Raw genomic sequence first — 13,616 nt, 5'->3', positions numbered from 1 at the left:
TAAACGATCAAGCGCAAGGAGATATACTTCTACGGAGGGGCTTTGTTAAGCTCGCGCAAAATTAGTAGTTTTATAAAGCAATGGCAAGTAAGAAACGTAGTTCCAAGCAATCCTTTCCTTGGTTTTTTAATCAGCATAGTTCAAAAGTTGTGTTGGGGGTGGTTGCAGCAGGCAGTTTTGCCATTGCCTTTGGGCAGGAGCGGATTAGTCAGTTCCTGTCTTTACCGAGCGCCTCAAATTCAGCCTGTCTGGATCAGTTTTATCGTGATATCCCACCGTATTTAAGCAAGCAAAGTCTGCAAAAGCAGAGTTATGCCTTATGTTTTAATGGGTTTAATGTCATGTATTCCGGCGTGTCTAAAACGCCACTTTGGGTGGCGGAAGCTTTAACGCCAGAACGTTTAAGTCAAAAAATTCCGCGTGAAGATAGCTTTCACGAAGAATCACGTATCCCTGAGCAATATCGTGCGACCTTGTCTGATTATCGTGGCTCAGGTTATGACCGCGGGCATATGGCACCCAATGCCGATATGCCGAATAAAGCCTCACAGTTTGACAGTTTTTCGCTCGCCAATATGGTGCCACAGGCGCCCAAAAATAATCAGGAAGTCTGGCGTAAACTGGAAGAAGCCACTCGCGCAATTGTGACCAAACATCAGACCGATGTATATGTGGTCACGGGTCCGACATTTACCAGCAAAACCTTAAAAGTGATCGGGCAGGGGGTCATGGTCCCGACGGCGGTTTATAAAGCGGTCTATATTCCGAAAACAGGCGCGATCGGGGTTTACTATGCCCCGAATAATAATTCGCAACAGGTGAAGATTGTGAGTGTGTGCTATTTGGAAGAGCAAATAGGTGTGAACTTATTTCCGCAACTGACCGAAGAGCAAAAACGCAATACCTATCAATTGCCTTTGACGGCCAATGCCGTGAAAGCCAAGCAAGCGATTGCCTATTCGCATTGGGATGCTGAAAGTCAGTGTGCTGAAGACCTTTCCCCAGAGCAAATTAAAGCGGCACAGCAAAGCTTTAGTTCAGGTCAGAGTAAAGCCTCGCACAGTACGAGTCCAAGCCTTGATGCAGAAACCCAAGATGCAATTGTGAAACAGTTGATAGAGGCTTTATTGCAGTATATGTTGCAGTTAGTGAAATAGAATTTTTATGCGTCGCAGCATGACATCGGGTACGGAGGTTGCACATGTTTAAACCATTTGAAAATGACACGGCCTCGCATGCCATTCATGATTTAACTTTGGAAAATCAGCTGGATCGCATTAATATTTACGGAAATCTGCAAATTGGTAAAGATCAGGCCGGTTTAGCTGCAGCCAAAGTGTTACAGGCCTATCTGAATGCAATTGTCGCAACCTTAGAAGCCACGCCTGACTTGCCTGCGCTTATTGAGCCACATGCCACTCAGGAAGTGGAAAATCCCTTTTTATAAGTATATCGCTGCAAGCTGTATCGACCAAGCAAAGAAGAAGCTGATTTAAGTCCCGAGTTGCGGTTTTCTGTTGCCGAATAAATGTATATACCAGACTCCCGATAACAGCACCGCGCATTGGCTATCTAGAATAACCATAGCACACACATCGCTGCAGTTTTGGCACACAGCGCGACTCCTGTACTTACGCGCAGGATTGACCGAGGTATTGGGGATGGGTATACGCATCCAGTGAATCAGGCTCAGAGTCAGACTCATCACAATTGGTGCAAAGCCCGCAGGCGCGCTTGTCGGTCATGCCCAGAATGACGATGAGAAAAAAGCACTCCAGCTCAGCCCCATATTTTTATTAAGGCTGATTGCTTTGTTCTGATGGATCACGGGTTATCTTTGGCGTGAAATAAAAGGTGACCCAAGGTAAAGAGGATAGAAATTTAAGCGGACTTTTTAAGCGGTGCTCTTTATTGCAGATATATTTTACGAAACTGCTGTGGCGTTTGTCCGGTCCATAATTTGAAAGCGCGCTGAAAGGCACTTTGTTCAGAGTAGCTCAGCAGCAAGGCAATTTGCTGTAGGCTGAGGTGCGGATCCCGTAAATATTGTTCTGCCAGCATTTGCCGGACTTGTTGCGTCCGTTGCTGATAACTGGTGCCCTGCGCTTGTAAATAACGCTGTAATTGCCGCACAGAAATATTTAATTGCTGGGCAATCACCTCAATTTGATACAGATTTTTTTGTAAGCCCGCCAAAATGGCTTGTTGTAAACGCTGATCCAGCTGAGTCGAGTGTGGCAACTGATTCAGTAACGCCTCAGCCTGCTGCATCAGTAATTGTTGCAGGGTCTGGTCGGCTTGTAGTAATGGTTTGTGCAGTTCCTCAAGCGGTAACAGCACTTGCGCAGTCGCCTGAGAAAAACGGACCTTACAGTGAAAAAACTGTTCATATTGCCGACTATTCTTTGGGGCGGCATGGCGAAAATGGACTTCATGCAGCTGAATTGGATGTTTCGCCATGTTTCGGTTCAAGAACTGGACCATCAGTGCAATGGCAATTTCATCGGTTAACTGGCTACTCAGCTGAGGCGGAATTTCCCCCCAGCGAATCGCAAGGTAGTCGGCAGTCTGTTCGACTTGCAGCGGCATGCCATCATATATGAGTCGATGAAAATCATAATAGCGATTTAAAGCTTCTCCTAAGGTTTCACAGGCGAGGGCAATATAGGCCAATATGCCCAGATGTTTACTTTCTACATAGGTTGAGATTTCCAGCCCCAACGCAGGATGAGGCAGTTGTTGCTGTAATTCGGTTAAGAGTTCATGCCAGATACGATAGTCAAAACGTTCCAGATTTTGAACCTTTGCCAATTGAGTGGAAATATTCAGTCCCTGCGCTTGGCAGTAGCTATAGAGTAGGTGTCCGAGTCCACCGTAGACTGAGCCCATATAGTCATTGAGAGGTTGCATCATCTGTTTTTATTGTCGTAATTTGTCAATATTAAGCGCGTGGATGGTCAATATTTATCATATTCAGTTTTCTATATTCAAGTCATGAATGGAGAAAAGATGATGTGGAAAGGATTTGTAGTCGGCTTGGTGGTTGCCAATGGCTTTGAATGGGTCGCGCATAAATATCTATTACATGGTACGCATCGGGCTGGCAAGCCACGATATAGCCCTGTGCCTTTAAGTATGAAATCACATTGGGAACATCACCGCGAAGTGCGAAAACAGCAGTTTTTTGATGACAGTTATGTTGAAGGCTTGTCGCACTGGCGCACCAAAAATGAAGTGCTGTCATTGCTGGTGGCAGCCGGGGTCAGTAGTGCCCTATTTTATCCGATTTCCAAGGGTATGGCTGCGGCAGCCGTGTATAGTGCCTGCAATTATTTTTATATTCATCGCCGTGCACATTTGCAGCCAGAATGGGCGATGAAAAAAATCCCATGGCATTATGATCATCATATGAATGCCAATCAGGATGCCAACTGGTGTGTGACCAAACCGTGGTTTGACTATTTACTGGGAACACGGGTGATTTCTGCTGCGGACTTACAAGAACAGAATCCTTTGGGGGTGAGCTTGCCAGCAGCGGTTTCGACGCTGCTGAATCACTGCGCACAACGTTATTTCCCGGCCAAATGGGTGGAGCGACCTCGGCTTGCAGCCCGTGAACACTCAGCCGCAGTGACGGATGCATTGCAATAAAATCAGATGCTTGTCGCAATTGGTCAATAATTTTGGCGTTAATGGTCAATACGGATGAATGGATGATGTTTAGAGTGTAACGATTCGTTGTCTGATTTCCTTAGTCACGAAGGTCTGTATCTCAATTTTACTTGTTTAAGCATTATGCTGAACCCAAGGCTGTAAATTTCGTGGTTTATAGGGAGTCTTCAAGGCTCCTTTTTTTTATGTGCAGATTGGCCTGAAAGAGGGATGCATAAAAAAGAGTGCGCGTAGGCACTCTTTTTATTTTTACATAGCATGAGACTGTTAAAGACGCATCTCAATGCCTTGCGCAGCCAAGAATTGTTTGGCTTCGGGAATGGTGTGTTGACCGAAGTGGAAAATAGACGCTGCAAGGACGGCATCGGCACCGCCTTTTAAAATGCCATCGGCCAAGTGTTGTAAGGTACCTACACCACCAGAAGCAATGGTTGGAATCGTGACACGGTCATTAATCGCGCGCATTAAACCGAGGTCATAACCGGCTTTGGTACCATCGGCATCCATCGAGGTAATCAGCAGTTCACCTGCGCCGTAGTTGGCCATTTTTACTGCCCATTCAATGGCATCGATGCCTGTTGGTTTGCGACCGCCGTGAGTAAAAATTTCCCATTTATTTTCACCGGTTTTTTTTGCATCAATGGCAACCACAATACATTGGGCACCAAAGCGTTGCGAAGCTTCTTGCACAAATTCAGGATTGGTCACAGCCGCGGAGTTAATGCTGACTTTATCGGCACCCGCATTTAACAGTAAGCGAATATCTTCGACCTTGCGCACACCGCCACCAACAGTCAGTGGCACAAATACGCTTTCGGCCATACGTTCTACGGTACGGTAAGTGGTGTCACGTCCATGATGTGTAGCGGTAATATCAAGGAAGGTAATTTCATCGGCACCTTGTTCATTATAACGACGGGCAACTTCAACGGGGTCGCCTGCATCACGAATATCAAGGAACTGTACACCTTTTACCACTCGGCCGTTATCAACGTCCAAGCAAGGAATAATACGTTTAGCTAGCATAATTTTTTCCAATAATTACAGCCGATTATGAAACTCACCTACACAAGCGCTACACCTTGGTAGATTGAAACGGTATTCTATCAAACTTATGTAAGATTTTTCGCAGGTTTTCTATGTCGGTTTATACCACTTTGACTTTAAAGGAAGTTCAGGACTTCGCAGCCCCTTATGGATTAGAGGTGATTGACCTGATTCCCATTCAAGGAGGTATTCAAAATACAAATTATTTTTTGGTCTGTGAAAACCAAAGCCAATACGTATTAACCGTATTTGAAGAAATGGATGAACATGGTGCGGGTGAAATTGTACCTGTATTAGAACATTTGGGACAACAGGGTTTACCTGTCCCTGTTCCCTTAAGACATTCAGGACAAGCCATTCATTTTATTAAACAAAAGCCGGCACAGATTGCACCGCGTTTAATGGGTAAACACCCGATGCCTGCATCTACGGCTCAGGTTGAAGCGATTGCGCTGGCTCAAGCCAAAATGCATGTAGCGTTACTGGATTTTCCTTTAGAACGCGCACAATACCGTAACCATCAATACTGGCGTCAAGTGTCGCGGGAAATTAAACCGACACTGAATGTTGCCGATACGGCCTTACTGAATGAATTGTTGGGTCTGTACGATGCCATGACTGCGGTATATCCCGACCGTCCAAAAGGCTTTATCCATTCCGATTTGTTCCGTGACAATACTTTGTTTGAAGGTGACCAACTCCAAGGTATCCTCGATTTTTATGAATTGAACAAAGATGAACTGCTGTTTGATATCGCGATTACCCTGAATGATTTCTGTACCGAATATCCAGAAGTGCATTTAAATGAAGACAAAGCCCTCGCATTTTTAAATGCCTATCAAACGGTTCGGCCATTAACCGAAGATGAGAAAGCCTGCTTGCAATTGTATTTAGCCATGGCTGCAGGGCGTTTCTGGATGATGCGTTTGCAAGTAGCACAGAAAAATGCGGCTGAAGGACGGACAGGGGATGATATTTTGCAGAAAAATCCTTTAGAAATGCGTAATATGCTGATTGAACGCTTAAAATTTGTAAACGGCTAAACAAGGAAGGTTACATGCGAGATCAGGGACGCTTGGTAGAATGGTTTGATGAGAAAGGCTATGGCTTTATTCAACCCGATGACGCCAATAAAGAGCGTGTTTTCCTGCATATTAAGGATTTTGCTCGCCCTGGTCCGCGCCCAATTGTTGGTTGTGCCTTGGAATATAACGTGTTGTTAGATGGGCAGGGGCGCTATCGTGCGCAGCAAGTAACTTACTTAAAAGCCTCACAAACAGCCAAACGCGCTAAGCCAAAAGCCAAACCCGCTGCACCGAAAAAACATTCTTTGATGCAGCTGGCCTGTATCGCTTATTTTATCGTGCTGGCGATTTTGGTGATGCTCGGTTTGCTCAGTGGCTTGGTGCTGCTCTTGGTCTGTTTAATGAATGCAGCCAGTTACTGGTTTTATGCACAAGATAAAGAAGCGGCACAATTGGGCGGGCGTCGTGTACCGGAACAGACGCTGCATATTCTGGCCTTTTTGGGGGGCTGGCCTGCCGCATGGTTGGCACAGCAAAAACTTAGACACAAAACACAAAAACAACCTTTTAAGCAGGTATATTTCTGTACTATAGCATGCAATATCTTACTGATTTTATGGCTCATCTCGCCGTTCAATAGCTTGTCCATCTAAAGGCGAGAATATTAACAAGAAGGGGGAAAACAATGAATAATCCCGTTGATCAAGATCCGAATCGTAGCTTAACGCTGGTCTTATATGTCCTTTATATCATTGCCATTTTTACGGGTGGCTTGTTGGCATTCATCGCCCTGATTATTAACTATGTCAAATTGAATGATGTCAGAGGTTCTATATTCGAGAGCCATTTCTTATGGCAAATCCGCAGTTTTTGGTGGTATTTGTTCTGGAATGTGATTGCCTTTGTACCGTTCTTTTTCCTGTTTTTCACAGGCGATAATCCAGACTTGTTTGCCAGTGTGGCTTTGGGCAGTACCATCTTCTGTATCAGTGTGATCACGATAGCCTGGATTTGGATTGTTTACCGTGCCATTCGGGGCATTATTACCTTGAATGACAATCAACCGATCTAAACTCGGTGCTTTCGCCTAAGCAGCGCTGAAAATGACGTTTTTAGCAGCTTGAGATAAAAAAAAGAGTGGCTTATGCCACTCTTTTTTTGCCCAACTCTGAGCCGATTTGCACCATTCTTTGTCAGTCCTGTGCTTTAAGCTGGGCTGTTTATACAAATTGACTTTACATTTTTCATTTATCAACTAAACCTATTTGTGATAAATAGTTCACGTTTTTAATAATTTAAAATTAATATTTTAATGTTTATAATGTACTTTTTTATATTAATAAAATTACGTTTTTAATAATTTTAAATTACTTTTTTAATAAAATAACTTTACATATATGTACAGTTATTTATTTAAATTTACATATTACTTTTATTTAGAATGAGAATGGAAACACATTAAGCATAATAGCGACCACGACGACGTCTTAAACCTAAAACATGGATGGCTCGAACCAAAACGGCATAAGAAACAGCATAGCCAAATTCCTGTTCAAACAGAGGAACTAGGTCACTGATATTCTGAAATTTTGTTTTTTTAACAAAGCTTTGAAAAGCGCTCCAGTCCTTGATATGACTGGGTGCACCGCGTTTTTCACTGGGCTTTGGTGCGAGGTCGCCCGTCTCTTCTTCCAGCTTAATCCACGCATCTAAAGTGACACGGGAAATGTTGAATTGTTTGCAGACCGCAACTTTGTAGTCGGTTATTTTGTAGGCTTGAATTGCGGCTTTTCGCACTTCAACGGAGTATCTAGGCATTTACTGTTCTCATTTTTAAAATAAGATTTTTTATATTATATGGCATAGTTGTTGCAAAAAAATAATTAAGTTAAATAAAATGTGTAAGTGGTGACAAAATGAAAAAAACCGAGGTTTCTTTCAGAAGATTGTCTTTATGGCAGGTCATTATTATTGGTGTGGCCTATATGACCCCCATGACCGTATTCGATACTTTCGGAATTGTTTCTGGCATAACCGAAGGTCGGGTACCTCTGGCCTATCTGTTGGCGTTATTTGCCATGCTACTAACCGCAATCAGTTATGCCCGTTTTAGCCGAGTGAGCGATAAACCCGGTTCTGCCTATAGCTATACAGCAGAAACATGTGGCCCGCAGGCCGGCTTTTTTGTCGGCTGGTGCGCTTTATTGGATTATATTTTGTTGCCCTTAATCAATGCCTTGCTGGCGGGGATTTATTTGGAAGCGGTGATTCCTGCGGTGCCCTACTGGGCATGGGTGCTACTGTTTAGCGCTTTGGTGACGCTGATTAACTGCTTCCGAATTCATATTCTGGCCAATTTAAGTTTGATCTTCGTGTTTGCACCTGTAGTGTTAATGCTGCTGTTTGTCTATCTGGTGATTCAAGGCGTCGGGCATGCGCAAGGCTATAACCATGTGTTGACTCTGGCGCCATTATTGAATGGCAATACTGAGATTTTGCCGCTGATCGCCGGGGCGTCCATCTTATGTTTCTCTTTTCTGGGTTTTGATGCGGTCACTACGTTGTCGCATGAAACCCAAGATCCAAAGAAAACCATTCCCCGTGCCGTGATCTATACCACCTTAATTGGCGGGGTGATTTTCTTTACCGCTTCTTGGTTTATTCAGTTGTATTTCCCAAGCAATGTACGCTTTAAAGACCCCGATGCGGCTTTGCCCGAAATTGTGATGTATGTCGGTGGAGCCTTGTTCCAAGCGGTTTTCCTTTGTGCACAAATCATGAATACCTTTGCCTCAGGCTTGGCAACACATGCCAGTGCCTCGCGCTTGCTGCATATTATGGGGCGCGATGGCATTTTCCATAAAGGCACTTTGGGGCAGGTACACAGCACATTGGGGACTCCGTTATATGCAGTCTTGAGCATTGGCATCATTTGTCTGCTGGCGATGGTGCTGGACTTGGCGACCGTAGTCAGCATGATCAGCTTTGGCGCCTTGATTGCCTTTACCGCAGTGAATTTCTCAGTCTTCATGAAGTTTTATGTACATGAGCAGCAACGTCAAGGCTGGAAAAATAAATTCAAAAACCTGTTTTTACCGCTAATTTCGGTGATGGTCATTCTGTGTCTCTGGGTCAACCTAGAAAAATCAGCCTTGTTGTTTGGTTTGGCGTGGTTGGCAGTCGGGATTGTGATCTTTATTTATAAGAAATTGAAAAAGCAAAATATTGTGATTGGTAATGCCTACTAATAGCGCTATGTAGTACCCAGAGAAGTGAGTGTAAAAATGAATATCAATAAGCCAAAAATTTTAGACGATGTCGAATTTAAAGCCAGCCACCAGCAACAAAGCGGTAAAGAGTGGAACTGGATTCCTGAGACGCGTGGACAGTTTCAGCATCCGGCCAATTATTACGAGAGTTCCCTACAGGATTGGCAGCAGTTTGATGCGCTGAATGCCGATATCGTTTGTGATGTGGTGGTGATTGGTGGTGGACTATTGGGTACATCGACGGCATTGCATTTGGCGGAGCAAGGCGTTGATACGGTCTTGCTCGAGAAACATCGGATTGGTGGTGCGGCATCAGGACGCAATGGTGGGCAACTCACCCCAGGTTTAGCACGCTGGGAAGCCGAAGAAATGATCAGCCATTTTGGCTATGCCGAGGCGAAACGTTTGTGGCAGTTTACCTCGACTGAAGCGATGGCGTTAATTGATGATATCACCGCGCGCTATGAACTGGATGTACAGCGCAAGCATGGTCATATTACCGCAGCGGTGCATGAAGGGCATTTGGTGGCACTGACACAAGCTGCAGATGCCCGTAAATACTTAGGAGAAGACCATACTCGTGTGATGGGCAAGCATGAGTTGCTACAGCACGTCAATTCCGATAATTATTATGGCGGTTTGCTCGACAGCTTAGGCGGGCAGATTCATCCTTTGGCCTTAAATCGTGGCTTGGCTTATGGATTTTGTTTGAATGGTGGCCAAATCTATGAGCAAACCGAAGTGCTTTCGCTCCAAGAGCGCGAAGACGGCATCTATATCACGACGCCCACTGGCGTGGTGAAAGCACGCCAGAGTGTGGTGATGGCCGTGCATCATGCCTCGTTCAAACTTTTAGAACAGCACAACCAGACCACGATTCCATTTTATACCTATGTCTGTACCACAGCCCCGTTGGAGCTGGAATTAAAAGAACTGCTCCCTGCGGATACCCCGGTATACGATACCCAGTTTCAGATTGATTATTACCGGGGTGTGTCGCAGAACCGTTTGTTATTTGGTGGTGAAGGCACAGGCTCCTGCTGGACGCCCGAAAAGACTCAGCAATATTTGTTGGGGCACATTCAGCATGTGTTCCCACAATTGCAACATGTCGCACTGGATTTCGTTTGGAGTGGAACAACCGACTTGACCATGAATGGTGCAGCGGATAGTCGTAAGTTTGGTGAGAAATACCCGATCTATGCAGTACACGGCTGGAGTGGACATGGCGTGGCGCAGACGGTACGTATTGGCAAAGCCATCGCTGATGATTTTTGTGGTCAAAGCGATGATTTTAAGATGCTGACCCAGATCCAGCATCAGGACATTCTGTTTGGTCGTGCACTAGCCCCCGTGGTGATTCCGATGGCGAAAAGTGCCTATAGTTTGGGGGCGATGCTCAACCCAGGTAAAATGGTGTCTTTCTAATTATTCATCATGATGATGAAGTCGCTGGATAGCAAGGCGACTTCATCTTTTAAATTAAAGTTGCTCGGCTTGTGTTTTTGACTTCAGTAGCTTCGGTTTCCATTCACTGATTAAAATACCAAACACCACCAGTACACCGCCCAGCAAAGCCAGCGGCGCCAAACGCTCTCCCGCCAGACGGCCAAAGACTGCTGCCCAAACCGGTTCACCCGCATAAATAATGGCAGCCTGAGAGGGATTGACCGAACGCTGTGCCCAGTTCATCACCAATTGAATCATGGCACTGGCCAATCCCAAAGCAAAGGCGATGCTGACCAGTGGCCATGAAAATGCAGGAAGTTGATGTTCTCCCACCAGTGGCATTGCGGCAAAAGACATCACTGAACCCACAGCCAGTTGAATTACGGTAACGCGAGCCAAATTCACTTTCGGGGCAAAATAGCCAATCAGGATAATTTCCAAGGCAATGCCGATCGCGCCTAACAACGTGACAATCTGACCAAAGTTTAAGGAAATGGCTTGGAAACCATTGCCTGTGAGCAAAACTAAACCGAAAAATGCGCAACTTGCCCCAATCCAAATCATAAAATGCGGAACTTTACGGAACAGCAGCCATAACAAGACCGGCACCAAAGGCACGTATAGCGCGGTTAAAAATGCCGATTCACTGCTGCTGATGGTCTTTAAGCCCACGGTTTGTGTGCCATAACCAATGGTTAACATACAGCCGATAATAAAGCCTGCCCACAGATCCTGTCGGGTAGTGTGCTTTAGCTGTTTAAAGGACAGTAAGCCGATTAGAGTTGCGGCACAAGCAAAACGCAGCCCGACAAAGAACATCGGAGAACTAAAATTTAAGGCATATTTCACCGTCAAAAAGGTACCACCCCAAATAAAGGTAATTAAGATCAGGGCGATCACAGGCGCTTTGCTGCCGAGCGATTGAGTGAACATAGATGAGCTTGGTATTGTGCAATATATTGCACATAGCTTGCCATGCTTTTATTTTTTGTGCAATATACTGCTCAATGTTTTCTTGAAACACCTGTATGAAGTCTCCCTCAGTTTTACAATATGTCAGTCAAAACGTGCGTCACTATCGCAATCTGAGAGGCCTAAGCCAACAGCAATTGGCGGATTTGGCAGGCTTAAGTCGTCGTATGGTGGCAGGGGTCGAAACTGGACAGGACAATATCAGTCTGGCAAAACTCAGTTTAATTGCGGATGTGCTTGAGGTTGATTTTGCCCAAATGATTGCCGCGCCTGAACAACAAGGGCAAGCGGTGGTGAATGCCTTGGCTTGGCAGGGTACGCAGGAACAGAGTGAAGCCAAATTGGTGGTATCTGCCCCAGCCAGCAAAAAAGTCGAATTATGGACGTGGACGTTGGCACCGAATGAACAATACTGTGCTGAACCTGACCCCGAAGGCTGGCGCGAGATGCTGTATGTGATTGAAGGGGAACTGACCTTGGATTTGGCAAGTGAAATTAAAATTCTGCGCGCAGGGGAGTCGATTGTGTATGCCAGTACCATAGAATATCGCTACATCAATCAGGCAGCGATTCCACTGAAATTTATTCGTAATGCGATTTACTAAACCGCACTAATCGGCTGAATCCAATTTTCATTGATAAAAAAAGAGGTCATGTGACCTCTTTTTTCAGTGTCTAGGCTTAGAGCGCTTGCTCATCCAATAACAGCTGGGCTTCACGTAAGTTCAATGAACCTTCATAAATCGCGCGACCTGTAATCGCCCCCAGAATGCCGGGTTGACCTTTGAGATTACGCACGTCATCCAAGTTGGTCACGCCACCCGAAGCAATCACAGGCAAGCCTGAATATTGCGCCAAGTGTACAGTTTGTTCTACGTTGACACCTTGCATCATGCCATCACGCGCAATATCGGTATAGACAATGCTCGACACGCCTGCATCGGCAAAACGTTTGGCCAAATCAGTCGCTTTCACATCAGTGACATTGGCCCAGCCATCGGTTGCCACCATGCCATTCATGGCATCAATACCGACAATGATACGACCCGCGAATTTTTTACAGGCTTCTTCGACAAACTCAGGCTCTTTCACCGCTTTGGTGCCAATAATCACGAAAGACACACCCGCATCAAGGTAGTGTTCAATGGTTTCGAGTGAACGGATACCGCCACCAATTTGAATTGGCAATTCAGGTTGCGCTTTCGCAATCGCTTCAACCACAGGCTTATGAATCGGAGTACCTGCGAAAGCACCATTTAAGTCGACCAAATGTAAGCGGCGTGCGCCTTCATTCACCCAATGCTGTGCAGTGGCTACAGGGTCATCAGAAAATACGGTATCGTCTTCCATACGGCCTTGTTTTAAACGTACACATTTGCCATCTTTCAGGTCAATTGCAGGGATGATCAGCATGCTTTCGCTCCTTACCCGATCTCATTGAAGTAATTTGCAGCAATCTTAGCAAAGTATTGGCAAATATCTAAGCTAAGATGTTGCTTTTATTTCGTTCTATGCTGTGCAGCAGGCAGATGAATACCTAAACGTAGTAATTCCTGATAAATCAGCACTGGGGCATAGGCATCGGCAGCAGCATATTGGATTTGCGCAGCACTTAAGGGAAATTTGCTCCAGTTCGAGGTACTGACACTTTTACTTTTGGGAAAATTGACCTGAAACAGCAGCGCCATGGCATTCTTTACTCCAATTGGAGTGGTTAGGCCAAAAGCAGTAAAGGCCTTGGATAAATCCAGCACCTGATTAAAGTGAATCCCTTTTTTACGAAACAGATGCGCATCGTTTTTCAAGCCAAAACCGACTTTAAGTTGTGTTGAACTTTCTAAGATTGGTGCTAAAAAATCTAAAATCGCAGGACTGATCTGAAAAATATAGGCTTGCTCTGCGGTGGCCAGTTGAATCACATGTGGGCCTGTGGCGACTTCACCTTTACGAAAGGTCGGTTTCGATTCGGAATCAAAACCAAATACTGGCGCGGCAAACAGCTCATCTTGTAAGGCATGACATTGTGCCAAGTTGGAAATTAGTTGGATTTGTTCAGGGGCTAAATTTTGAAATAGAGGAAGTCGCTGAATCTGTTCTTTGCTTGGAAGCGGTGAGGGTGGATGTAAGGTCATAGGCTTCAGCCATGTAATTCAGCAAGGGGCTAGGCACTATCATCTGGCAA

15 protein-coding genes and 1 pseudogene are annotated in these 13,616 nt (G+C 45.2%); 9 read left to right on the top strand and 7 right to left on the bottom strand.

What is annotated here, in order from left to right:
• Positions 1-80: 80 nt before the first annotated feature.
• Both ACX17N_RS06875 and ACX17N_RS06870 read left to right on the top strand, forming a co-directional pair.
• Entirely contained in the window at positions 81-1,157 is a 1,077-nt protein-coding gene (locus ACX17N_RS06875; protein ID WP_458891796.1) for a DNA/RNA non-specific endonuclease, read from the top strand.
• Between the two features lie 44 nt (positions 1,158-1,201).
• A complete protein-coding gene (locus tag ACX17N_RS06870) occupies positions 1,202-1,447 on the top strand; it encodes a hypothetical protein (RefSeq protein ID WP_458891795.1) in 246 nt (81 codons plus the stop codon).
• Positions 1,448-1,508: 61 nt separating this feature from the next.
• Here ACX17N_RS06870 and ACX17N_RS06865 read toward each other — a convergent pair.
• Positions 1,509-1,778, bottom strand: a pseudogene (locus ACX17N_RS06865) (aquaporin); the annotation flags it as partial.
• Between the two features lie 130 nt (positions 1,779-1,908).
• Entirely contained in the window at positions 1,909-2,910 is a 1,002-nt protein-coding gene (locus tag ACX17N_RS06860; RefSeq protein WP_458891968.1) for an AraC family transcriptional regulator, read from the bottom strand.
• A gap of 102 nt (positions 2,911-3,012) precedes the next feature.
• Here ACX17N_RS06860 and ACX17N_RS06855 point away from each other — a divergent pair, with 102 nt between their 5' ends.
• Entirely contained in the window at positions 3,013-3,651 is a 639-nt protein-coding gene (locus ACX17N_RS06855) for a sterol desaturase family protein (RefSeq protein WP_458891967.1), read from the top strand.
• Positions 3,652-3,939: 288 nt separating this feature from the next.
• Here ACX17N_RS06855 and hisF read toward each other — a convergent pair whose 3' ends face one another.
• The gene (gene hisF / locus ACX17N_RS06850) at positions 3,940-4,698 is read right to left on the bottom strand and encodes an imidazole glycerol phosphate synthase subunit HisF (protein ID WP_458891794.1); all 759 of its coding nucleotides are present in this window, start codon (positions 4,696-4,698) and stop codon (positions 3,940-3,942) included.
• Between the two features lie 113 nt (positions 4,699-4,811).
• Between hisF and ACX17N_RS06845 the strand changes: the two genes are divergently transcribed.
• From ACX17N_RS06845 to ACX17N_RS06835, 3 genes are read left to right on the top strand one after another with little or no spacing between them, the layout of a single operon-like run.
• Entirely contained in the window at positions 4,812-5,762 is a 951-nt protein-coding gene (locus ACX17N_RS06845; RefSeq protein ID WP_458891793.1) for a homoserine kinase, read from the top strand.
• A gap of 14 nt (positions 5,763-5,776) precedes the next feature.
• The gene (locus ACX17N_RS06840; protein ID WP_458891792.1) at positions 5,777-6,397 is read left to right on the top strand and encodes a DUF1294 domain-containing protein; all 621 of its coding nucleotides are present in this window, start codon (positions 5,777-5,779) and stop codon (positions 6,395-6,397) included.
• 32 nt (positions 6,398-6,429) lie between these two features.
• On the top strand, positions 6,430-6,816 hold the full coding sequence (locus ACX17N_RS06835; RefSeq protein WP_458891791.1) for a DUF4870 family protein: 387 nt from the start codon (positions 6,430-6,432) through the stop codon (positions 6,814-6,816).
• Between the two features lie 386 nt (positions 6,817-7,202).
• On the opposite strand, the gene ACX17N_RS06830 is transcribed toward ACX17N_RS06835, so the two are convergent.
• A complete protein-coding gene (locus ACX17N_RS06830; protein WP_458891790.1) occupies positions 7,203-7,562 on the bottom strand; it encodes a helix-turn-helix domain-containing protein in 360 nt (119 codons plus the stop codon).
• A gap of 98 nt (positions 7,563-7,660) precedes the next feature.
• Between ACX17N_RS06830 and ACX17N_RS06825 the strand changes: the two genes are divergently transcribed.
• Positions 7,661-8,992 carry an APC family permease gene (locus ACX17N_RS06825; protein ID WP_458891789.1) on the top strand — a complete coding sequence of 444 codons (1,332 nt, stop codon included), beginning with the start codon at positions 7,661-7,663 and terminating at the stop codon, positions 8,990-8,992.
• Positions 8,993-9,028: 36 nt separating this feature from the next.
• Positions 9,029-10,441, top strand: a complete 1,413-nt coding sequence (locus ACX17N_RS06820) for an NAD(P)/FAD-dependent oxidoreductase (protein WP_458891788.1) — start codon at positions 9,029-9,031, stop codon at positions 10,439-10,441.
• A 54-nt stretch (positions 10,442-10,495) separates the two neighbouring features.
• Here the strand turns inward: ACX17N_RS06820 and ACX17N_RS06815 are convergent, their stop codons facing one another.
• The gene (locus ACX17N_RS06815) at positions 10,496-11,395 is read right to left on the bottom strand and encodes a DMT family transporter (protein ID WP_458891787.1); all 900 of its coding nucleotides are present in this window, start codon (positions 11,393-11,395) and stop codon (positions 10,496-10,498) included.
• Between the two features lie 95 nt (positions 11,396-11,490).
• Between ACX17N_RS06815 and ACX17N_RS06810 the strand changes: the two genes are divergently transcribed.
• Positions 11,491-12,039 (top strand): helix-turn-helix domain-containing protein, encoded by a 549-nt coding sequence (locus tag ACX17N_RS06810; protein WP_458891786.1) that lies wholly within the window; start codon positions 11,491-11,493, stop codon positions 12,037-12,039.
• 76 nt (positions 12,040-12,115) lie between these two features.
• On the opposite strand, the gene hisA is transcribed toward ACX17N_RS06810, so the two are convergent.
• Both hisA and ACX17N_RS06800 read right to left on the bottom strand, forming a co-directional pair.
• Positions 12,116-12,847 (bottom strand): 1-(5-phosphoribosyl)-5-[(5-phosphoribosylamino)methylideneamino]imidazole-4-carboxamide isomerase, encoded by a 732-nt coding sequence (gene hisA / locus ACX17N_RS06805; RefSeq protein WP_142767627.1) that lies wholly within the window; start codon positions 12,845-12,847, stop codon positions 12,116-12,118.
• 86 nt (positions 12,848-12,933) lie between these two features.
• On the bottom strand, positions 12,934-13,566 hold the full coding sequence (locus ACX17N_RS06800) for a 3'-5' exonuclease (RefSeq protein ID WP_458891785.1): 633 nt from the start codon (positions 13,564-13,566) through the stop codon (positions 12,934-12,936).
• Positions 13,567-13,616 lie beyond the last annotated feature (50 nt).

Source organism: Acinetobacter sp. GXMZU3951 (genome assembly GCF_054457875.1).
This window is presented reverse-complemented; position numbering and strand designations above follow the sequence as displayed.